Here is a 21,253-nt window from a genome sequence, read left to right as displayed (position 1 = left end):
GCAGCGGGAGTGTCCTGCTCGACGACGGGACTCCGGTGGACTTCGACAGCGCGGCGTTCGACGCCGGCGGGCTGCGGCTGCTGCGGCCGGGGCAGCGGGTCCGTATCGAGACCGAGGGCGAGGCCGAGACGCTGCGGATCACTCTGGTGACGCTGCAGACCCTCTGAGCGGGCAACGCGGATCGAAGTCCGCCCGGATCGACTTGACCGGCCGGGGCGGCCCCGTGCCGGGGCTCGCCCGGGAACAACGAGGCCCCGGGGTCGGTGCCCCCCGACGACAGTGAACGCCGCGGGCCGGGCTCCCCCTGGGGAGTCCGGCCCGTCGCGTGAGTGGCCCTGTACTGCCGCGCCGCTTACTTCTTGCGCGCGGTGGTCTTCTTGGCGGTGGTCTTGCGCGCCGTTGCCTTCTTCGCCGGCGCCTTCTTCGCGACCGCCTTCTTGGCAGGGGCGGTCTTCTTGGCCGTGGCGGTCTTCTTCGCGGCCGTGGTCTTGGCGGTGGTCTTCTTGGCCGTCGTCTTCTTGGCCGCGGCCTTCTTCGCGACCGTGGTCTTCTTGGCGGCGGCGGTGGTCTTCTTCGCTGCGGCCTTCTTGGCCGTTGCCTTCTTCGCGGCGGCCTTCTTGGCGGCGGTGCCGACCTGGAGACTGCCCTTGGGAGCCTTCTTCACGGAGACTTCGCCACCCCTGGGGAGCTTCTTCGAGCCGCTGACCAGGTCCTTGAAGCCCTGGCCCGCGCGGAACCGCGGCACCGAGGTCTTCTTGACCCGCACACGCTCACCCGTCTGCGGGTTACGGGCGTACCGGGCGGGGCGGTCGACCTTCTCGAACGAGCCAAAGCCGGTGACCGAAACCCGGTCGCCGCCGACAACCGCGCGGACGATCGCGTCGAGTACCGCGTCGACAGCCTCGGCGGCCTGCTGGCGACCGCCCATCTTGTCGGCAATCGCTTCTACGAGCTGCGCCTTGTTCACGTCTTCCCCTTCGGAGACATCGCCGGAACGAAACTGTTCAAGCTTTTTCGCACGTTAGGCAGATATATACCGCAAATCAAACACGAAACGGGCTAATCACCCTAGTGCCGCAACGAAGTGGACCGTCGCGGCCACGCGGCGGAGCCGGATTTCGGCCCAGTCACCGGGTGGTCAGTCACCTGCGGGGAAACGACCTTCATCGAGGTCCTTCATCAACCGGTCCAGGCGCCTTGCGGCGTCGGCGAGATCGTGCTTCGCCACGGCCGTCACAGCCAGCAGCTTCCGGGACAGCGCCATCCTTACGCCCTCCGGGACTTGCAGTTCACGCACTCTTGTGTGCGCTTCTTTCAGCCGGGCCGCGACTGCCTCGTAGAGCTCGAGTTGGCTGTCGCGTTCCATGCACCGATTGTGCCATCTGGGGCGAGTTGTCGCCCGACAGGGCCTCAACAAGTGACTGCGCCCCCCACCGGGCGGTGGGGGGCGCAGTACGGGAAAAGCGCTGCTCAGAGCTCAATTGTACGAGGCTTGAAGGCCGGCCTGGACGCCTCGTAGGCCGCGATGTCGGCTTCGTTCTGAAGGGTGAGGCTGATGTCGTCGAGTCCGTTCAACAGCCGCCAGCGGGCATTCTCGTCCAGCTCGAAGTCGGCGGTGACACCTGGTGCGCGCACCTGGCGCCGCTCCAAGTCAACAGTGATTTCAGCCTTCGGATCGGCCTCGGTCAGCGCCCAGAGCCGGTCCACCGTCTCCTGCGGCAGAACCACGGTCAGCAGGCCGTTCTTGAGCGAGTTGCCGCGGAAGATGTCGGCGAAGCGGGCGGAGACGACCGCCTTGAAGCCGTAGTTCTGGAGCGCCCAGACGGCGTGCTCACGTGAGGAACCGGTGCCGAAATCAGGGCCGGCGACCAGCACCGTGGCACCCTGCCGCTCCGGCTGGTTGAGGACGAAGTCGTCCTGCTTGCGCCAGGCCTCGAACAGCCCGTCCTCGAAGCCGTCGCGCGTGACCTTCTTCAGCCAGTGCGCCGGGATGATCTGGTCGGTGTCGACATTGCTGCGGCGCAGCGGGACGGCCCGGCCGGTGTGCGTGGTGAAAGCTTCCATGGTGTTCAGACTCCGGCGGGCGTACGGGTTTCGGACAGGTCGGCGGGCGAGGCCAGATGGCCGAGCACCGCGGTGGCGGCGGCGACCTGCGGCGAGACCAGATGGGTCCGGCCGCCCTTGCCCTGCCTGCCCTCGAAGTTGCGGTTGGAGGTGGAGGCGGAACGCTCACCGGGGGCCAGCTGGTCCGGGTTCATGCCCAGGCACATCGAGCAGCCCGCGTGCCGCCATTCGGCGCCGGCCTCCTTGAAGACCTTGTCGAGACCCTCCTCGACGGCCTGCAGCGCGACCCGCACCGAGCCGGGGACGACCAGCATTCGTACGCCGTCGGCGACTTTGCGGCCGTCCAGGATCTCGGCCGCGGAGCGCAGGTCCTCGATACGGCCGTTGGTGCAGGAGCCTACGAAGACGGTGTCCACCGCGATGTCCCGCAGCGCCTGGCCGGCGGTCAACCCCATGTACTCCAGGGCCTTTTCGGCCGCCAGCCGCTCCGAAGCGTCCTCGTACGAAGCCGGGTCGGGGACGTTCGCCGACAGCGGGGCGCCCTGGCCGGGGTTGGTGCCCCAGGTGACGAACGGCGAGAGCCCGGCGGCGTCGATGAACACCTCGGCGTCGAAGACCGCGTCGTCGTCGGTACGCAGAGTCTTCCAGTACGCGACCGCCGCGTTCCAGTCCTCGCCCTTGGGCGCGTGGTCACGGCCCTGCAGATAGTCGAACGTGGTCCGGTCCGGCGCGATCATGCCCGCCCGGGCGCCGGCCTCGATCGACATGTTGCAGATGGTCATGCGGGCTTCCATCGAGAGCTTCTCGATGGCGGAACCGCGGTACTCCAGGATGTAGCCCTGGCCGCCGCCGGTACCGATCTTCGCGATGATCGCCAGGATCAGGTCCTTGGCGGTGACACCGTCGGGCAGCTCGCCCTCGACGGTGATCGCCATGGTCTTGGGGCGGGCGAGGGGCAGCGTCTGGGTGGCCAGCACATGCTCGACCTGCGAGGTGCCGATACCGAAGGCGAGCGCGCCGAAGGCGCCGTGGGTGGAGGTGTGCGAGTCACCGCAGACCACGGTCGTGCCGGGCTGGGTCAGACCCAGCTGCGGTCCCACGACATGCACGACCCCCTGCTCCACATCGCCCAGCGGGTGCAGCCGGACGCCGAACTCGGCGCAGTTCTTGCGGAGCGTCTCCAACTGTGCGCGGGAGACCGGGTCGGCGATGGGCTTGTCGATGTCGAGGGTCGGGGTGTTGTGGTCCTCGGTCGCGATGGTGAGGTCGAGCCGCCGCACCGGGCGGCCGCCGAGGCGGAGCCCGTCGAACGCCTGTGGGCTGGTCACCTCGTGCAGGAGGTGCAGATCGATGAAGAGGAGGTCGGGCTCGCCCTCGGCGCGCCGGACGACGTGGTCGTCCCAGACCTTCTCCGCGAGTGTCCTACCCATCGCTTTCCCTCCGGCCCGGCAGCGTCGCCGGGCCCAACTAGAGATCAATTGCGCCGCCGTCCGCATGCCGGACCTGGCGGGGAACACGGGCCCTTGTGCGGCCGTACATCCAGGTTCGCAATTTCTCGGAGAAATTGAACTTGCGTTTCACAGAGTGAGACGGGAGTATCGTTGCATGGACAACTCTAGCGGCGTCGGCGTTCTCGACAAGGCAGCTCTGGTACTGAGCGCCCTGGAGTCCGGTCCGGCCACCCTCGCCGGGCTGGTCGCGGCGACAGGGCTTGCACGACCCACGGCCCACCGTCTGGCCGTGGCCCTGGAACACCACCGGATGGTGGCGAGGGACATGCAGGGCCGGTTCATCCTGGGCCCGCGGCTGTCGGAGCTCGCCGCCGCGGCCGGCGAGGACCGGCTGCTGGCCACCGCCGGGCCGGTGCTGACCCATCTGCGCGATGTGACCGGCGAGAGCGCACAGCTCTACCGGCGGCAGGGAGACATGCGCATCTGTGTGGCGGCCGCCGAGCGGCTGTCCGGACTGCGGGACACCGTGCCCGTGGGCTCGACGCTCACGATGAAGGCCGGCTCGTCGGCCCAGATCCTGATGGCCTGGGAAGAGCCGGAGCGGCTGCACCGCGGCCTGCAGGGAGCCCGCTTCACGGCGACGGCACTGTCGGGTGTGCGGCGCCGGGGCTGGGCCCAGTCGATCGGCGAGCGCGAGCCGGGCGTCGCGTCCGTCTCCGCGCCCGTGCGCGGACCCTCGAACCGCGTCGTTGCCGCGGTCTCGGTATCCGGACCGATCGAGCGGCTCACCCGCCACCCGGGCCGCATGCACGCCCAGGCGGTCATCGACGCCGCCGCCCGCCTCTCCGACGCGCTGCGCCGCTCGAACTAGCGCCCCGAGTCGGAGATTCTCAGGCGGTTCCCGCCGCCGGGCGCCAAGTTCGCGGTCGACGGGCGAGGTCGGCATCCGTGAGGGCCAGGCAGGCCCGGCATGCCGGTTCACGGACAGGGAAATGCCGAGGAGATTCCGGCTCAGGACACCAGGGTCCTTCGTTCGGATCAGGCCGTTCTCCAGCCGAGACCGCGCCCCGGCCGCCGCACCCCCGTGACGGCGGCCGGGGGGCGGTCTCAGGCCGCCTTGAGCCGGTCCGCCGCGCTGTCCCCGCGACGGCCGACCGGGACGACACCCGTCGCCTCCCCCAGGCCGAACTCGGGCATGTTCACATAGACGGACTCATAGGCTCCGGCCGGAACCACATAGGTCTCGTGCCAGAAGCCGACCTTGCCCCTGCCGGTCCGCATCCGCCGGTTGAAGGCCGCCCAGGCCGGACGGTGCTCCTTGTCCTTCGCGGAGGAGTACGCGAGCAGCTTCTCCGCCGACTCCCAGTACTGGACGGTGTAGATCACCCTCGGCAGGCCCAGCAGCAGGCGGTACCCGAGGAGTCCGCTGTCCTTGTCCTTCGAGAGCTCCCTCAGCATGCGCGGCATGGCCAGGAACGTCGGCCACCAACTCCGCACCGCCCGAAAGCTGTTGATCCGCATCCCGATGAGAAAGACGGTCACGCCGTCCTGCGACTCCGCCGTCATGCGCCCCTGGATCGGCTGCTTGCTCATTGCGGTTCCCCTTTGCGAGGATCATTGGATAGTGGAGCTATCTATCTTTGGATAGTGCCACTCTCCAATGAAAGGCGCAAGCACATGAGGCTGGCAGAGCTCAGCGAACGCAGCGGCGTGCCCACCGCCACGATCAAGTACTACCTGCGTGAGCGACTGCTGCCGCCCGGGCGGCGGGTCAGCACCACCCAGGCCGAGTACGACGAGGAGCATCTGCGGCGCCTGCGGCTCGTCCGCGCCCTGATCCAGGTCGGCCGGATACCTGTGGCCGCCGCCCGGGACGTCCTCGCCGCCGTCGAGGACGACGGCCTCGACCGTCACATGCGGCTCGGCGCGGCCGTGTGGTCGATCCCGCACGCCCCGGAGCCGGACGAGGACGACCCCGCCACCGACGCCGCACGCCGCACCGCCGGCGCGCTGCTGGAGCGGCTGGGATGGGACTTCGGCCGCGAGACGGGCACCGAGTCGCCCGCATACCGGATGCTGATCGCCTCGATCGCCACGATGGACCGGCTCGGCTACCCCTGCGATGTCGCGGAGCTGCTCCCCTACGCCCGCAGCGCCGGCGAACTCGCCGTCAACGACCTGGACTTGGTGGAGCGGTACGAGGCCGAGGAGGAGCAGGTGGAGGCAGCCGTGGCGTTCACCGTGCTGTACGAGCCGGTATTGCTGAGCCTGCGCAGGCTGGCCCAGGCCGAGGAGTCCTACCGCCGCTTCGGATGAGTCCCGTCCATGCAAGAAGGCCCTCCCCAACAGGGGAGGGCCTTCTCTTCACGTACCCCCGACCGGATTCGAACCGGCGCTACCGCCTTGAGAGGGCGGCGTGCTAGGCCGCTACACAACGGGGGCAAGATCTTGATCCATGACTGGATCCGCTGGGCTACCAGGACTCGAACCTAGACTAAATGAACCAGAATCACTCGTGCTGCCAATTACACCATAGCCCATGGTGGTATAGACCAGTACCCCCGACCGGATTCGAACCGGCGCTACCGCCTTGAGAGGGCGGCGTGCTAGGCCGCTACACAACGGGGGCCCTAGCGATCCCATCCGGCGTGAGCCGGATGATGTCACTGCGTGGCCATCGGGAGCGACCCGGATGGACAGCAGGATGGATCTGTACCCCCGACCGGATTCGAACCGGCGCTACTGCCTTGAGAGGGCAGCGTGCTAGGCCGCTACACAACGGGGGCTTTGCAGATGAGCTCTGCGAGCTGGCCTACCAGGACTCGAACCTAGACTAACTGAACCAGAATCAGTCGTGCTGCCAATTACACCATAGGCCACCAAAACTCAACCCCCTTGAGGGGGTTTCGTTCGGTTTGTGCGCTTCAGTCCCGGACTTTCGGCCCGCTGCCCTTGGCGCAGGAAGAACATTACCTGAAGGTGGACGGCGCTCCAAAACGGGTATCCGCCTGCAGCAGACCCGGAAGCTCGTCCAGTCCCGTGATCCGGATCAGCTCAGGCCTGCCGCCCTGTCCGCCGCGGTCCAGCCAGATGCCGGTCAGCCCGGCCGCGACGGCCCCGGTCGCGTCGATGTCCGGGTGGTCCCCCACGTACGCGACCTCCTGCGGAGCCAGCCCGAGCGCGTCGCACGCGGCGTGGAAGGCGGCCGCGTCCGGCTTGGAGACCCCGAGCTCCACGGCGCAGACCACGGCCTCGAAGCGGTCCCGTACGCCGAGGACGCGCAGCTTGCGGTCCTGGTTGTGGATCGACGCGTTCGACAGGACTCCGTGGCGGTAGCCGGCCGCCAGCCGGTCCAGTACGGGCACGGTGTCCGGGAAGAGCCGCCATGCGGCTTCGTAGTGGGTCACGTACCGGCGGAACCAGTCGTCGGCCCCGGCATCACTCATGGTCACCGCACCGAGAAAGTCCCGCACCCGGTCCCGGCGCTGGTCCTCGAAGTCGACGCCTCCCGCCTCGAAGCGCCGCCAGTGGAAATGGGTGAGCTCGCGCCAGCGGGTGAGGGCCTGGTCGACGGATGCGTATGCGTCGGCCAGGCCCTCGGCGAGGAGATGCCGCTCCATGCCGGTGCGGTCGGCGCCGGCGTAGTCGAAGATCGTGTCGTCGATGTCCCAGAGGACGGCTCTGATGGGCATGCCCCGAGGCTAGGGTCTTTCGATCGGAGCAGGCCGGATCGGTGAGCGGGGTCCGGCCACACGCCACGTACATCGCCGGGCGGACGAAGGAGCCCACGCGGAGGGGCACCTCCCGGCGGTGGCCGGGGGCACGTCGGCGACCGACGACAGCGCAGCCAGGTGGGTGCGGCGCCAGGGCACGCGAGCCCGGCAAGATCCGAACGAGAGGCCGTAGCGGGTGTCCGGTGGCTCAGGCCCCGTCGAGTCGTCGCCGCCCTGCGGAGCGATCACTGACGCCCGGAGCTGCGGCACGGAACGCACCGATGGGGGTGGTGGCCGCGGCCACCACCCCCATCAGGGTCGAGCAACAGCTACGCGCCGAGCTTCGCCAGCGCCGCGTCGATACGGGCCAGGGTCTTCTCCTTGCCCAGGATCTCCAGCGACTCGAAGAGCGGGAGACCCACCGTGCGTCCCGTGACCGCGACACGGACCGGGGCCTGGGCCTTGCCGAGCTTGAGGCCGTGCTCCTCGCCGGCGGCCAGGACCGCGTTCTTCAGCGACTCGGGGCTGGACCAGTCGGCGGCGTCCAGCTTCTCGCGGGCCGTGCGCAGCAGCGCGTCCGAGCCCTCCTTCATCGCCTTCTGCCAGGAGACCTCGTCCTCGACCGGCTCCTTGCGGAACAGGAAGTCGACATTGGCCGTGATGTCGGAGAGGACGGTCAGACGCGTCTGGGCGTGCGGGGCGATCGCCTCCCATGCGGCCTGGTCGAACTCCTCGGGCTCCCAGGCGGCGTGCGGGGCACGCAGCCAGGGCTCGCAGGCCTCGGTGAAGGCCTTCACGTCGAGCAGGCGGATGTGGTCGGCGTTGATCGCCTCGGCCTTCTTCAGGTCGAAGCGCGCCGGGTTGGCGTTGACGTCGGCGATGTCGAACTTCTCGATCATCTCGGTGATCGAGAACACGTCCTGGTCCGCCGAGAACGACCAGCCGAGCAGGGAGAGGTAGTTGAGCAGGCCCTCGGGAAGGAAGCCGCGCTCGCGGTACAGGTTGAGCGAGGCCTGCGGGTCCCGCTTGGAGAGCTTCTTGTTGCCCTCGCCCATGACGTACGGGAGGTGGCCGAAGGCCGGGATCTCCTTGGCGATGCCGAGCTCGATCAGCGCGTTGTAGAGGGCGATCTGGCGCGGGGTGGAGGACAGCAGGTCCTCGCCGCGCAGCACGTGCGTGATCTCCATCAGCGCGTCGTCGACCGGGTTGACGAGCGTGTAGAGGGGGGCGCCGCTGGCACGGACGATGCCGTAGTCCGGGACGTTCTCCGGGGTGAACGTGAGCTCGCCGCGGACCAGGTCCGTGAAGGTGATCGGCTCGTCGGGCATCCGGAAACGGATGATCGGCTCGCGGCCCTGGGCCTCGTAGGCGTGCTTCTGCTCGGCGGTCAGGTCGCGGCAGTGGCCGTCGTAGCCGGACGGCTTGCCGGCGGCGCGGGCGGCCTCGCGGCGCTCGTCCAGCTCGGTGACGGTGCAGTAGCAGGGGTAGGCGTACCCGCCCGCCTTCAGCTTCTCGGCGACGTCCTTGTAGATGTCCATCCGCTGCGACTGGCGGTAGGGCGGGTGCGGGCCGCCGACCTCGGGGCCCTCGTCCCAGTCGAGGCCGAGCCAGCGCAACGAGTCGAGCAGCTGGTCGTACGACTCCTCCGAGTCGCGGGCCGCGTCGGTGTCCTCGATGCGGAAGACCATGGTGCCCTTGTTGTGCCGGGCGAACGCCCAGTTGAAGAGGGCGGTGCGGACCAGGCCCACATGGGGGTTGCCGGTCGGCGAGGGACAGAAACGTACACGGACGGGTCCGTTAACCACGCTTGATCACCTTGTTGGTGAGAGTGCCGATGCCTTCGATGGTGACGGCGACCTCGTCGCCGACGTTGAGGGGGCCGACCCCGGCCGGGGTGCCGGTGAGGATGACGTCCCCGGGGAGCAGGGTCATGGCCTCGGTGATGTGGACGACCAGGTCCTCGATGGAGCGGATCATGTCGCTCGTGCGGCCCAGCTGGCGCTGTTCGCCGTTGACGGTGCACTGGATCGCGAGGTCGCCCGCGACAGCCAGATCCATGTCCGTCTCCACCCAGGGGCCGAGCGGGCACGAGGTGTCGAAGCCCTTGGCGCGGGCCCATTGCTTCTCACGCTTCTGGGCGTCGCGGGCCGTCACGTCGTTGGCGCAGGTGTAGCCGAAGATGACGTCCTTGACGCGCTCGCGCGGGACCTCGCGGCACATACGGCCGATGACGACGGCGAGCTCGGCCTCGTGGTGCACCTCGTCGGAGAACGAGGGGTACTCGATGGCGTCGCCGGAGCCGATCACCGAGGTGGTGGGCTTGAAGAAGGCGACGGGTACCTCCGGGACCTCGTTGCCGAGTTCCGCCGCGTGCTCCGCGTAGTTGCGGCCGATGGCCACGACCTTGTTGGGGAGCACGGGCGGCAGAAGGCGGACCTTGCTCAGCGGGACCTTCGTACCGGAGAGCTCGAAGTCGCCGTAGGGAATGCCTTTGATGATGTCCAGGACGAGGCCGGCGGGGTCACCGGTCCCGTTGCCCTCGACCGCGCCGAAGGCGACATTGCCGTCGATGGAGAATCTGGCGATGCGCACGGGATGCCTGCGCCCCTCTGCTTCCGCTGGCTGGAGTCTGACGCTCCAGGCTAACGCGGCCGGGCCCACCCGATGACGACCGAGCCCAAGGGGCGCGCGGCTGCCGGACCGGGGAGCGCGCTCGGACCGACCGGGCGGCGGAGGTGCGCACCTGGGGCCCGCGCGAGGACGTGGACCGCCGACGGACGCCGAAGCGGCCCGTGGGACCCCTCCCCCGGCCGGCGCCGGGGGAGGAACGAGGCTCAGGAGGACGCGGGGGCGTCGATCAGCGTGGTGCGACGGGGGTTGGCCGTCTGGGTCGGGAGTTCGACCGAGTGATCCCGCAGGGTCTCCGGCTGCAGCTCCTCCGCGTCCGCGAGGTGCGCAAGCGTGGTGCGCCGGGGGTTGGCTATGTTGCGGAACATCATGGTCTTCATCGCGCGAATCGGCCCTTGTCAGTTTGGACGTCCATGTAAAGCGACAGGCTAAACATCTGATTCCCCGCGAAAGCGTGAATGGCTCGACGATCTACGTGTGAGTTTGCTCACGAAGCGGCGGATAATTCCGTCATTCTGGACAAGGAAACGACCCTGCAGAAACGGACATTGCATAGCTGAATCAGCCATTCCGCTCCTGATCATGGCGACTGGGACACCCCCCACCCGTAAGGGACTCGTCCATAAACGTCCCATTCTCCCCTGATCCCATTCCACTGTTCGTGACACATTGCTCACAAGGTGTCACCCGGGTCACAGCCCGATACACGGCCCTTGTTGGAGATCCGGCACTGTGCTGGAATTCCACGCACCGCCGCGGGTTCAGGCCGGCGCGCCGGAGGCGCAACGAAGCGCCGGGTGGCGGCGGGAAGGGGGATCAGCGCCAGGTCACTCCACGACCCACCCACGGGGCATTCACACCGCCCCACATGCCGACACCGTCCCGCCGTCCAGCGGAGGGGCGCCTGGTCCAGAGGTTGCGACGCTAGTGCAGGGACGTTTCAAGAGGGATGGCAGCGCTGCGGCGGAGCAGGAGCCGCACGGCGGGACCGACCGCGGTTCCTCGCCCCAGCACACCCAGAACCAGGCCAAGCCCCCGTCGGGCGACGGCGGTGACCGGGGTGCGCGCCCGGGCGCGGCGCCGGGCGGTGCCGAACCGGCCTCCACAGTCAAGCCCAAGGGTTCCCCGGACACGGGCTCGCGAATAGCCCTGCGCAACTGGCGCATCAGCACGCGCCTGGTCTCCCTGCTCACCCTCCCCGTGGTCGCCGCGACCACGCTGGGTGGACTCCGCATCAACGAGTCCATGAACAGCATGCAGCAGCTGGAGCACATGCAGCTGCTCACGAAGATGACCCGCGAGGCCACCGCCCTCGCCGAGGCTCTTCAGAACGAGCGCGACCACGCGGCCGGCCCGCTGACGCACAACGGCAAGGCCTCGGACTTCAAGGTCTCGCAGCCCCGGCAGGTGACCGACCAGCGCAAGGCCGCCTTCCTCGACGCCACCCAGGACATCGGTGACACCACCGGCGACGAGGCGCTGGAAAGCATCCGCGCCAACGTGGCCCAGATCGCCGCACAGGTCCACATCGTCACCGAGATCCGGAAGACCGCCTACACGGCGAAGGACTTCAACTCTCAGACGGTCACCGCTTACAGCCGTCTGATCGATTCGCTGCTCAGCCTCTCGCAGGACATGGCGCAGGCGACCAGCAACCCGGACATGATCAAGCGGACCCGCGCGCTGGCCGCGTTCTCGTCCGCCAAGGAGTACGCCTCCATCCAGCGCGCGATCATCGCGACCGCGCTGCCGCCGAACAGCACCGCCGTCGGCAGCATGAACGACAACGACCGCCTCACCGGTCTGGACGCCAAGACCAACGAGGACGCGGCGCTGAAGTCGTTCAACGCGATCTACTCCTCGATCGGCGGCAACGCCGAGGAGCTGACCGCTCCGCTGGAGAGCGGCAACTCCGAGATCGACAAGGCCGACAAGTACGCGGACCGGGTGCTGCGCAGTTCCACCGCCCTGCGCGGCGAGCGGCGCAGCTACCTGGACTGGACCGACCAGGCCGACACCAAGATCCAGGCGATGAACACCATCGAGGAGACCCTCCTCGGTGAGATGGAGAGCCGGGCCCGCGAGCTGAAGCAGGAGTCGCAGCAGGAAGCCATCATCAACGGTGTGCTGATCCTGGTGGTGCTCGGTGTGTCGCTCGTCGGCGCCTTCGTGGTGGCACGTTCCATGATCCGCTCGCTTCGCCGGCTGCAGGACACCGCCACCAGGGTCGCCCAGGACCGGCTGCCCGAGCTGGTCAAGCAGCTCTCCGAGGCCGACCCGCAGGACGTCGACACCACGGTCGAGTCCGTCGGTGTGCACTCCCGGGACGAGATCGGCAAGGTGGCCGCGGCCTTCGACGACGTGCACCGCGAGGCGGTCCGCCTCGCCGCCGAGCAGGCCCTGCTGCGGGGCAACGTCAACGCGATGTTCACCAACCTCTCGCGCCGGTCGCAGGGTCTCATCCAGCGTCAGCTCTCGCTCATCTCCGAGCTGGAGTCCCGCGAGGCCGACCCGGACCAGCTGTCCTCCCTCTTCAAGCTGGACCACCTCGCGACCCGTATGCGCCGTAACGGTGAGAACCTCCTCGTCCTCGCGGGCGAGGAGCCGGGCCGCCGGTGGACCCGTCCCGTCCCGCTCGTCGACGTGCTCCGTGCCGCCGCCTCCGAGGTGGAGCAGTACGAGCGCATCGAACTGGCCGCCGTCCCGGGGACCGAGGTCGCCGGCCGCGTCGTCAACGACCTCGTGCACCTCCTCGCAGAGCTGCTGGAGAACGCCACGTCGTTCTCCTCGCCGCAGACCAAGGTCCGGGTGACGGGTCATGCGCTGCCCGACGGCCGTGTCCTCGTCGAGATCCACGACACCGGCATCGGCCTCTCCCCGGAGGACCTCGCCGCGATCAACGAGCGGCTCGCGTCGCCGCCGACCGTGGACGTCTCGGTGTCGCGCCGCATGGGTCTGTTCGTGGTCGGCCGCCTGTCCCTGCGGCACGGCATCCGGATCCAGCTCCGCCCGTCCGACTCCGGTGGTACGACCGCGCTGGTCATGCTCCCCGTCGACGTCGCCCACGGCGGCAAGAAGCCCCCGGCCAAGCCGGGTGCGGGCGCGCAGAACGGCGGCCCGGGTGCCCCCGCGGGTCCCGGCGGCGGGCGCGGCCTGACCGGTGGACCCGGCTCGGCCGGCGGACCCGGTGGCGGTCGTCCCGGTCTTGGCGGCGCCCCCTCGGGCGGCCGGCTCGGTGCCGGTTCGGCAGCGCGTGCCGCGCTGCCGGGACGCGACGGTGCGCCGTTCCAGGCAGGCCCCCAGCAGGGAGCCCCGCAGCAGGACCCCTCGCGTCAGAGCGGTGCCCCCGCCACGGCGTTCGGCGCCGACAGCGGCCGCGGCCGGCCGGGTGCCCAGGACCGTGACGGCTCCCGTCAGGGCGGGCGTCCGGACCAGGGTGGTTTCGCGGCCCCGAGCGGCGGCCAGAACGGTGGCGGCGGACGTGCCCGCAACCGCGGCCGGCAGGGCGCCCCCGCCGGTGACGACCGCGGCCGCCAGCTTCCGCCGACCGGCGCCCCGCGCGCCGAGCTGCCGGGTGGCCCCCAGGGGACGCCGCGCCAGCAGCGTCCGGAGAGCACCAGCTGGGGCGGCACGCAGCAGCCCGCTCCGCAGCGCTCCTCCATGGACACTCCGCGCGGCCATGAGGAGCCCGAGTCCACCGGCCGCTACGCCCGCCCGACGGGCGCGGCGAACGACCGGCAGGGCAACGGCGCCACCGAGCAGTTCGCCCGCCCCGACTACAACGCCCCGCGCCCCGGCGCCCAGGACCCGGCGGCGACCGAGCAGTTCGCCCGTCCCGACTTCGGCGCACAGACCCGTCCGCCGGCGCAGGGTCAGCAGGGCCACGGTCAGGGCTCACCGCGCCAGCGAGGCCGCGACGCCGCCGACTTCGGCGCGCCGCGTCCCCCGGCCGCCGGCCTGCCCGCCCCGCCGACGCCCGAGGCGCTGCCTCCGGCGTCCGGCCCCGGTGACGGTCGCACGCCGCTGTACGACACGCTCGAGACCAACTGGTTCCACCAGGGCAACGGCGGGGGCCAGCAGCCCCCGGCCGTACCGCCGCAGCCTCCGGCCGTACCGCCGCAGGCCGCCCCGGAGCGTCCGGCGACGCCGCCGCGCCGCCCCTCCGCGGGGCCGGCCACCGGGCAGACGGGCCAGCACAACGTGGCGGGTCAGCACAACGCGAATGCTCCGACCTGGCGCACGTCGCCCAACGACGAGCTGGTACGCCAGGCCGAGCGGGTGCGCAAGCCCGCCGCCGGTGGGATCACCACGTCCGGCCTGCCCCGGCGGGTGCCTCGCGCCAATCTGGTGCCGGGTACCGCGCAGGAGCAGACCCACCAGTCCGGTCCCCAGGTCTCCCGCGCGCCCGACGACGTGCGGGGCCGGCTGACCAATCTCCGCCGCGGTATCCAGCAGGGTCGTCAGGCGGGGAGCACGGGTAACACCGGCAGCTTCAACGTCGGCCCCACACACCAGCAGGAGCGTTAGTTGAGCCCGATGAGCCAGGCGGCGCAGAATCTGAACTGGTTGATCACCAACTTCGTGGACAACACCCCCGGGGTGTCCCACACGGTGGTGGTCTCCGCCGACGGACTCCTGCTCGCGATGTCCGAGGGATTCCCGCGTGACCGTGCCGACCAGCTGGCGGCCGTCGCGTCCGGACTGACCTCGCTGACCGCAGGTGCCTCCCGCATCTTCGAGGGCGGCCCCGTCAACCAGACCGTCGTGGAGATGGAGCGCGGCTTCCTCTTCATCATGTCCGTGTCGGACGGCTCTTCGCTGGCCGTCCTCGCCCACCCCGACTGCGACATCGGTCTCGTGGGCTACGAGATGGCCCTACTGGTCGATCGCGCGGGAACGGTCCTCACGCCGGACCTGCGTGCGGAACTCCAGGGGAGCCTGCTGCACTAGAAGTCCGGAAGACCGTTGCAGGGGGGTGTGCGCCCCAGGTACACCCCTGAGAGACCCTGACCCGCCTACACACCGTCAGGCCGCCCCGCCCGGCCCCCCACCGGCCCAGTCAGACGGCACAGCCGACCACTTGCTGTCACGCCCGGAGGATTCATGACCCCGCCCCCCGCCTCTCACGATCCGTACGGTGTCCCCATGGACACCGACTACGGATATGAGGGCGACCAGCCGCTGGTGCGTCCGTACGCGATGACCGGCGGCCGGACGCGGCCGCGCTACCAGCTCGCCATCGAGGCACTGGTCAGCACCACGGCCGACCCGGCGCACCTCGCGACACTCCTGCCCGAGCACCAGCGGATCTGCCACCTCTGCCGTGAGGTCAAGTCGGTGGCCGAGGTCTCGGCGCTGCTGTCGATGCCCCTCGGTGTGGCCCGGATTCTCGTGGCGGACCTGGCGGAGGCGGGCATGGTGGCGATCCACCAGCCGGGTAACGGAGAGGCCGGCGGCACGCCGGATGTGACACTGCTCGAAAGGGTGCTCAGTGGACTTCGCAAGCTCTAGCGGCGGTGCGGCCCGATCGACCACCAGCGCGAAGATCGTGGTGGCGGGCGGCTTCGGCGTGGGCAAGACCACGTTCGTCGGCGCCGTCTCGGAGATCAACCCGCTGCGTACCGAGGCCGTCATGACGTCCGCGTCCGCGGGCATCGACGACCTCACCCACACCGGAGGCAAGACCACCACCACGGTGGCCATGGACTTCGGCCGCATCACTCTCGACCAGGACCTGATCCTGTACCTCTTCGGCACCCCCGGACAGGACCGCTTCTGGTTCATGTGGGACGACCTCGTCCGCGGCGCCATCGGCGCCGTCGTCCTCGTCGACACCCGCAGGCTCGCCGACTGCTTCCCCGCCGTCGACTACTTCGAGAACAGCGGCCTGCCCTTCGTCATCGCCCTCAACGGCTTCGACGGGCACCAGCCCTACAACCCAGAGGAAGTCCGCGAAGCACTCCAGATCGGACCCGGCACCCCGATCATCATCACCGACGCCCGCCACCGTGCGGACGCCAAGAGCGCACTCATCACCCTGGTCGAACACGCACTTATGGCACGACTCAAGTAGTAATGTGCATACGGCAGTTGTCGTATAGGCCGTCCCGGGGCGGGCTGTGTCGATTGACACGGTCCGCCTCCGTGTTCATAACGTTTCGACAGAGAATTGACCCAGCTCGGACACCCGATGCATCCGGCTGGTACCGCTGTGCTCATATGGGCCCTGCTATTTGCAGGAGCTCGTTCTTTATGCCCGATTTATCTGCGGCTTGGAGCACTCGGGACGGCCTGTTCCCGCTGTTTGGAACGGACGCACTTGGCGTGCTGAAATCAACGAACTCGTGAGTAGTACGGCCCTGAACAATAATCGGCACAACCTAGGTGCCGACGCCGAGAGGTTGTTGGTCGAGTGAGGCGAAGCAATACGAGCTCCGCAGAACAGCAGGCGCGGGGCAACTTCACCCCGCCCCCGCGTGCTGCGGCGTCGCCTGCGGATGTGCAGCCCGTGGCGCCCCCCAGCAGCGGCAGCTCCAGCAGGCTGTCCCCCCGTAACTGGCGTGTGCCCACACGGCTGAACGCGATCCTCCTCATACCCGTGCTGGTCGGCCTTGTCATGGGCGGCTTCCAGGTCAAGGGGTCGATCGACACCTGGAACGAGGCACAGGACGCCGAGAAGACGGCGCTCATCGTGCGCGCCGCCTCGGAGTACGGCCAGGCCCTGCTCAACGAGCGCGACCTGAGCGCTCAGCCGCTGCTCGAGGGCAAGCGCGACGCCGCCGCGGTGCAGCAGGTACGGGCGGCCACCGACGCCGCCGCGAAGAAGTTCGACGCGGCCGTCAGCGACCTGCCGGAGAAGCAGGGTCTGGAACGCCGCCTCAAGCTCTTCCGGGGCGAGGAGCCCAAGCTCCAGCAGCTGCGGCAGACCGCCTACAGCGCGGCCGTCGAGAGCGCGGACAAGTCGGCCACCAAGGGTGGTCCGGTCGCCACCGAAGAGGGATACGTGCTGGTCCAGCACTCCCTCATGGAGTTCTCCAACGAGCTCGGCCTCGGCACCGGGAACATCACGAGCTACGGCCGTATGGTCTACGCGATCGAGCTGGCCAAGGCCGCCGCGTCGCTGCAGCGCTCCATCGGTACGCACCTGCTGGTCCGCCCGAGCGAGAAGCAGTCCGTCAAGACCGGCCAGACCATCGCCTTCTCGTCCTACGCCTACCTGGAGGGCATCGCCCTCGGCGAGTACGTCTCCGGCGGTTCTGCGGAGGACACCGAGAAGCTGAAGACGGTCATGGGCGCCAAGTCGGCGGAGGGCCGCAAGAAGCTCACCGCCGCCGCCCAGCAGGCCGCTGCCGCGGGCGTGAAGTTCACGCCCCCGCCGACGAGGAACGACTCCGTCTACGACGGCATGGTCGCCGCCATCAGCACCGGTGACAGCCCCACGGAGCTCGCCGAGCAGGGTGTGACGCCGACGGTCTGGATGGCCGCCGCCACCGCCAAGTTCGACGGCTACACCGAGATCGAGAAGGGCCTCGTCGACAAGTCGGTGGCCGAGGCCGCCAGGATCTCCGACGAGGCCAAGACCGACGCCATCGTCAACGCTCTGATCGTCATCATCGCCCTGCTCACCGCGTTCATCCTGGCAGGCATGATGGCCCGCCAGATGAGCCGCTCGATGCGCGAGCTGCGTACCGCCGCCTTCGGCATCGCCGAGCAGCGTCTGCCGATGCTGGTCGACCAGCTCTCCCGTACCGAGCCCGGCCGTGTCGACACCCGGGTGCAGCCGATCCCGATCGACAGCAAGGACGAGATCGGCGAGGTCGCCCGCGCGTTCGACCAGGTCCACCGCGAGGCCGTCCGGCTCGCCGCCGAGCAGGCCATGCTGCGGGGCAACGTCAACGCGATCTTCACCAACCTGTCCCGCCGCAACCAGTCGCTGATCGAGGGCCAACTGACCCTGATCACCGACCTGGAGAACAATGAGGCGGACCCGGACCAGCTGGAGAACCTTTTCCGTCTGGACCACCTCGCGACCCGTATGCGCCGCAACGGCGAGAACCTCCTCGTTCTCGCCGGCGAGGAGCCCGGCCGCCGCTGGAACCAGCCGGTACCGCTGGTGGACGTGCTCCGCGCCGCCTCCTCCGAGGTGGAGTCGTACGAGCGCATCGAGCTGACCGGCGTCCCGGAGAGCGAGATCCACGGCCAGGCCGTGACCGACCTCGTGCACCTCCTCGCCGAGCTGCTGGAGAACGCCACGACGTTCTCCTCGCCGCAGACGAAGGTCCGCGTCACCGCGACCCGGCTGCCCGACGGCCGAGTCATGATCGAGATCCACGACAAGGGCATCGGCCTCACCGCCGAGGACTTCGCCGACATCAACCACAAGCTGGCCAACCCGCCGACGGTGGACGCCGCCGTCTCGCAGCGCATGGGCCTCTTCGTGGTCGGCCGCCTCGCCGACCGGCACGGCATCCGCGTCCAGCTGCGCCCCTCGGGCGAGCAGGCCGGTACGACGTCGCTGGTGATGCTCCCCGACGCCATCACCCACGGTGGCGGTGGCGAGGCGGTCCCGGACGACGACTTCACGGTTTCCCAGATGATCCCCACGCAGCAGGCCTTCGAGCCCGCGCCGATGCTCACCGCCGCGGAGCTGGGCTTCGACGACTCCCGCTACGAGGACCAGTCGGGCGAAGGCCGCCAGCTGGACCCGGTCAACCGCTCCCTGATGCGCGGGGAGCGCCGTGCGGCGCTCGAGGCGCAGGCGCAGGGCGGTGACCGCCCCCTGTTCCGCGACGAGGCCGAGCAGCAGTACGGGGACCAGGGTCAGTACGGCGAAAGCCAGTACGGCGACCAGGGCCGGTACGGCGACGAGCAGTACGACCAGGGCCAGGGCTACGCGTCCCAGGAGCAGCAGCCCGCGTACGACCAGAACGGCTACGGTTACGAGAGCGGCGACGGCTACGACCGCACCGGGGAATACCAGGTTCCCGGCGGCTACCCCGAGCACTCCGAGCAGGCTTATGCGGAGGCTTCGTACACCGCTCCCCAGGAGCACACGCCGCAGTACGACGACCAGTTCGACCAGCGCTCCCACCAGGGCGAGTGGGCGGATCAGGGCTCGTACCAGGGTGCATACGAGCCGGAGTACCGGACGGATGCGGAATCTGCCCCCGGCGCTCCCGTGAACGGCTCGGAGCGCGTAGGCTTCGAACGTCCGGGTCCCACCCCCAGCACCGGCCACCAGGTCACCGACGCCGGTCTGCCGCGCCGCGGCAGCGCCCAGTCGAAGGGCTCTCAGTGGCAGGCCGCCGGCGCCGACAACGGACAGGCAGGACAGGCCGCACCGGCCGGTCAGGCCCAGAAGGCACCGCAGCCGCCGCAGACGCCGCAGAACGGGCGGAACGAGGCGGACGGCTCCAGCGACTGGCGCTCGAAGAACGACGAGCGCTGGCAGCGGGCCGAGAAGCTCCGCGACCCCAAGGCAGGCGGAGTGACCTCGTCCGGCCTCCCCCGGCGGGTTCCCAAGGCCAATCTGGTCGAGGGCACGGCGGAGCAGACCCCGCAGGGCGGCCCACAGGTCTCCCGTGCCCCTGAGGACGTACGCGGCAGGTTGAGCAACCTGCGGCGTGGTGTTCAGCAGGGACGCAACGCGGGAACGGACACGAACGGATCGGGCTTCGGCCCGGGTAGCACCTACAACCAGGAGCGTTAGTGTGAGCCCGATGAGCCAGGCGGCGCAGAATCTGAACTGGTTGATCACCAACTTCGTGGACAACACCCCCGGGGTGTCCCACACGGTGGTGGTCTCCGCCGACGGACTCCTGCTGGCGATGTCCGAGGGATTCCCGCGTGACCGTGCCGACCAGCTGGCGGCCGTCGCGTCCGGGCTGACCTCGCTGACCGCGGGTGCCTCCCGCATCTTCGAGGGTGGCGCGGTCAACCAGACCGTCGTGGAGATGGAGCGCGGCTTCCTCTTCATCATGTCCATCTCGGACGGCTCTTCGCTGGCCGTCCTCGCCCATCCCGACGCCGACATCGGTCTCGTGGGCTACGAGATGGCCCTCCTGGTGGATCGTGCCGGCAGTGTCCTCACCCCGGACCTCCGTGCCGAACTGCAAGGCAGTCTTCTCAACTAGCAAACAGGCAGTGCGTTTCCCGCCACCGCACCATAAGGTGCGGTGGCGCGGTACCACAGGGACATGGGCCGGGCGTACGGCACTCGGAGGAGGAGAAAAGTGGCAACACCCCCAGGCGGTCACCCATATCAAGGGGCTCACCAGTCTCCGGGTGAGCAGGGTCCGAACCGCTTCAACTTCCCCTCCGCACCGAGCAGACAGGACGGTCCGCAGCCGTACCAGCGGCCGCAGCAGCCGTACGATCCGTCGTACAACCAGCCGCAGGCGCCCCGGATCCAGCCCGTGGCACCTCGCCGGGCCCCCGAGCCGTCACCCGCTTCGGGCAACCACAACCCGTTGGTGCGTCCGTACGCGATGACCGGCGGCCGGACCCGGCCGCGCTACCAGCTCGCCATCGAGGCGCTGGTCAGCACCACGGCCGATCCCACCAGGCTGCAAGGGCAGTTGCCCGAGCACCAGCGGATCTGCCGGCTGTGCATCGAGATCAAGTCGGTCGCCGAGATCTCGGCACTTCTCTCCATTCCCCTCGGCGTTGCCCGGATCCTCGTCGCCGACCTGGCGGAGGCCGGACTTGTCGCCATCCACCAGCCCGGCGGCGACGAGTCCGCCGGCGGCCAGCCAGCCGTGACACTGCTCGAAAGGGTGCTCAGTGGACTTCGCAAGCTCTAGCGGCGGTGCAGCCCGCTCAACCACCAGCGCGAAGATCGTGGTGGCGGGCGGCTTCGGCGTGGGCAAGACCACGTTCGTCGGCGCCGTCTCGGAGATCAACCCGCTGCGTACCGAGGCCGTCATGACGTCCGCATCCGCGGGCATCGACGACCTCACCCACACCGGAGACAAGACCACCACCACGGTGGCCATGGACTTCGGCCGCATCACCCTCGACCAGGACCTGATCCTCTACCTCTTCGGCACCCCCGGACAGGACCGCTTCTGGTTCATGTGGGACGACCTCGTCCGCGGCGCCATCGGCGCCGTCGTCCTCGTCGACACCCGCAGACTCGCCGACTGCTTCCCCGCCGTCGACTACTTCGAGAACAGCGGCCTGCCCTTCGTCATCGCCCTCAACGGCTTCGACGGGCACCAGCCCTACAACCCCGAAGAAGTCCGCGAAGCACTCCAGATCGGACCCGACACCCCGATCATCACCACCGACGCCCGCCACCGCGCGGACGCCAAGAGCGCACTCATCACCCTGGTCGAACACGCACTCATGGCACGACTGCGGTAGCGGTAACGGTCGTACGTCGCCGTACCCCGGTCC

The 21,253-nt window shown here is 69.3% G+C and carries 19 protein-coding genes and 5 tRNA genes; 10 read left to right on the top strand and 14 right to left on the bottom strand.

Annotation, left to right across the window (positions count from 1 at the left end):
• Positions 1 to 352: 352 nt before the first annotated feature.
• From ACFU5O_RS12630 to leuC, 4 genes are all read right to left on the bottom strand, one after another.
• Positions 353 to 967: an HU family DNA-binding protein gene (locus ACFU5O_RS12630; RefSeq protein WP_384239414.1), complete on the bottom strand. Its 615-nt coding sequence runs from the start codon at positions 965 to 967 to the stop codon at positions 353 to 355.
• Positions 968 to 1,138: 171 nt separating this feature from the next.
• Positions 1,139 to 1,366 carry a hypothetical protein gene (locus ACFU5O_RS12625; protein ID WP_384239412.1) on the bottom strand — a complete coding sequence of 76 codons (228 nt, stop codon included), beginning with the start codon at positions 1,364 to 1,366 and terminating at the stop codon, positions 1,139 to 1,141.
• A 104-nt stretch (positions 1,367 to 1,470) separates the two neighbouring features.
• Positions 1,471 to 2,064 carry a 3-isopropylmalate dehydratase small subunit gene (gene leuD / locus ACFU5O_RS12620; protein ID WP_384239410.1) on the bottom strand — a complete coding sequence of 198 codons (594 nt, stop codon included), beginning with the start codon at positions 2,062 to 2,064 and terminating at the stop codon, positions 1,471 to 1,473.
• Between the two features lie 5 nt (positions 2,065 to 2,069).
• A complete protein-coding gene (gene leuC / locus ACFU5O_RS12615) occupies positions 2,070 to 3,494 on the bottom strand; it encodes a 3-isopropylmalate dehydratase large subunit (RefSeq protein WP_384239408.1) in 1,425 nt (474 codons plus the stop codon).
• A 175-nt stretch (positions 3,495 to 3,669) separates the two neighbouring features.
• Between leuC and ndgR the strand changes: the two genes are divergently transcribed.
• Complete coding sequence (gene ndgR / locus ACFU5O_RS12610) at positions 3,670 to 4,386, top strand: IclR family transcriptional regulator NdgR (protein ID WP_384239406.1); 717 nt, start codon at positions 3,670 to 3,672, stop codon at positions 4,384 to 4,386.
• 236 nt (positions 4,387 to 4,622) lie between these two features.
• Here the strand turns inward: ndgR and ACFU5O_RS12605 are convergent, their stop codons facing one another.
• Positions 4,623 to 5,108 (bottom strand): DUF4188 domain-containing protein, encoded by a 486-nt coding sequence (locus ACFU5O_RS12605; RefSeq protein WP_384239404.1) that lies wholly within the window; start codon positions 5,106 to 5,108, stop codon positions 4,623 to 4,625.
• 84 nt (positions 5,109 to 5,192) lie between these two features.
• Here ACFU5O_RS12605 and ACFU5O_RS12600 point away from each other — a divergent pair, with 84 nt between their 5' ends.
• The gene (locus tag ACFU5O_RS12600; protein ID WP_384239402.1) at positions 5,193 to 5,831 is read left to right on the top strand and encodes a MerR family transcriptional regulator; all 639 of its coding nucleotides are present in this window, start codon (positions 5,193 to 5,195) and stop codon (positions 5,829 to 5,831) included.
• Positions 5,832 to 5,884: 53 nt separating this feature from the next.
• Here the strand turns inward: ACFU5O_RS12600 and ACFU5O_RS12595 are convergent.
• The 9 genes from ACFU5O_RS12595 to ACFU5O_RS12555 all read right to left on the bottom strand — a co-directional run bounded on the left by ACFU5O_RS12595 (position 5,885) and on the right by ACFU5O_RS12555 (position 10,236).
• A tRNA-Glu gene (locus ACFU5O_RS12595) sits at positions 5,885 to 5,957 on the bottom strand.
• A 26-nt stretch (positions 5,958 to 5,983) separates the two neighbouring features.
• A tRNA-Gln gene (locus tag ACFU5O_RS12590) sits at positions 5,984 to 6,055 on the bottom strand.
• A gap of 16 nt (positions 6,056 to 6,071) precedes the next feature.
• A tRNA-Glu gene (locus ACFU5O_RS12585) sits at positions 6,072 to 6,144 on the bottom strand.
• A gap of 84 nt (positions 6,145 to 6,228) precedes the next feature.
• A tRNA-Glu gene (locus ACFU5O_RS12580) sits at positions 6,229 to 6,301 on the bottom strand.
• Between the two features lie 21 nt (positions 6,302 to 6,322).
• Positions 6,323 to 6,394, bottom strand: a tRNA-Gln gene (locus ACFU5O_RS12575).
• A 90-nt stretch (positions 6,395 to 6,484) separates the two neighbouring features.
• Positions 6,485 to 7,207 carry an HAD family hydrolase gene (locus ACFU5O_RS12570; protein ID WP_384239400.1) on the bottom strand — a complete coding sequence of 241 codons (723 nt, stop codon included), beginning with the start codon at positions 7,205 to 7,207 and terminating at the stop codon, positions 6,485 to 6,487.
• A 350-nt stretch (positions 7,208 to 7,557) separates the two neighbouring features.
• Positions 7,558 to 9,033, bottom strand: coding sequence for a glutamate--tRNA ligase (gene gltX, locus ACFU5O_RS12565; RefSeq protein ID WP_384239399.1), 1,476 nt, complete (start codon positions 9,031 to 9,033; stop codon positions 7,558 to 7,560).
• Complete coding sequence (locus ACFU5O_RS12560) at positions 9,026 to 9,820, bottom strand: fumarylacetoacetate hydrolase family protein (protein ID WP_384239397.1); 795 nt, start codon at positions 9,818 to 9,820, stop codon at positions 9,026 to 9,028. The genes gltX and ACFU5O_RS12560 overlap by 8 nt, the downstream gene beginning before the upstream one ends.
• A gap of 242 nt (positions 9,821 to 10,062) precedes the next feature.
• Positions 10,063 to 10,236: a hypothetical protein gene (locus ACFU5O_RS12555; RefSeq protein WP_384239395.1), complete on the bottom strand. Its 174-nt coding sequence runs from the start codon at positions 10,234 to 10,236 to the stop codon at positions 10,063 to 10,065.
• Between the two features lie 547 nt (positions 10,237 to 10,783).
• On the opposite strand from ACFU5O_RS12555, the gene ACFU5O_RS12550 reads away from it, so the two are divergent.
• From ACFU5O_RS12550 to ACFU5O_RS12515, 8 genes are all read left to right on the top strand, one after another.
• Positions 10,784 to 14,383 carry a nitrate- and nitrite sensing domain-containing protein gene (locus ACFU5O_RS12550; protein WP_384239393.1) on the top strand — a complete coding sequence of 1,200 codons (3,600 nt, stop codon included), beginning with the start codon at positions 10,784 to 10,786 and terminating at the stop codon, positions 14,381 to 14,383.
• A gap of 9 nt (positions 14,384 to 14,392) precedes the next feature.
• On the top strand, positions 14,393 to 14,806 hold the full coding sequence (locus tag ACFU5O_RS12545) for a roadblock/LC7 domain-containing protein (RefSeq protein WP_266384487.1): 414 nt from the start codon (positions 14,393 to 14,395) through the stop codon (positions 14,804 to 14,806).
• Positions 14,807 to 14,959: 153 nt separating this feature from the next.
• On the top strand, positions 14,960 to 15,367 hold the full coding sequence (locus tag ACFU5O_RS12540) for a DUF742 domain-containing protein (protein ID WP_384239392.1): 408 nt from the start codon (positions 14,960 to 14,962) through the stop codon (positions 15,365 to 15,367).
• A complete protein-coding gene (locus tag ACFU5O_RS12535) occupies positions 15,348 to 15,929 on the top strand; it encodes an ATP/GTP-binding protein (protein ID WP_384239390.1) in 582 nt (193 codons plus the stop codon). Before ACFU5O_RS12540 ends, ACFU5O_RS12535 begins: the two co-directional genes overlap by 20 nt.
• Before the next feature lie 339 nt (positions 15,930 to 16,268).
• Positions 16,269 to 19,565 carry a nitrate- and nitrite sensing domain-containing protein gene (locus tag ACFU5O_RS12530; RefSeq protein ID WP_384239388.1) on the top strand — a complete coding sequence of 1,099 codons (3,297 nt, stop codon included), beginning with the start codon at positions 16,269 to 16,271 and terminating at the stop codon, positions 19,563 to 19,565.
• A gap of 10 nt (positions 19,566 to 19,575) precedes the next feature.
• On the top strand, positions 19,576 to 19,989 hold the full coding sequence (locus ACFU5O_RS12525; protein WP_006127847.1) for a roadblock/LC7 domain-containing protein: 414 nt from the start codon (positions 19,576 to 19,578) through the stop codon (positions 19,987 to 19,989).
• Positions 19,990 to 20,088: 99 nt separating this feature from the next.
• Positions 20,089 to 20,658 (top strand): DUF742 domain-containing protein, encoded by a 570-nt coding sequence (locus ACFU5O_RS12520; protein ID WP_384239386.1) that lies wholly within the window; start codon positions 20,089 to 20,091, stop codon positions 20,656 to 20,658.
• On the top strand, positions 20,639 to 21,220 hold the full coding sequence (locus ACFU5O_RS12515; protein ID WP_050791473.1) for an ATP/GTP-binding protein: 582 nt from the start codon (positions 20,639 to 20,641) through the stop codon (positions 21,218 to 21,220). The genes ACFU5O_RS12520 and ACFU5O_RS12515 overlap by 20 nt, the downstream gene beginning before the upstream one ends.
• Positions 21,221 to 21,253: the final 33 nt, after the last annotated feature.

This window comes from Streptomyces sp. NPDC057445, assembly GCF_042802855.1.
Taxonomy (GTDB): domain Bacteria; phylum Actinomycetota; class Actinomycetes; order Streptomycetales; family Streptomycetaceae; genus Streptomyces.
This window is presented reverse-complemented; position numbering and strand designations above follow the sequence as displayed.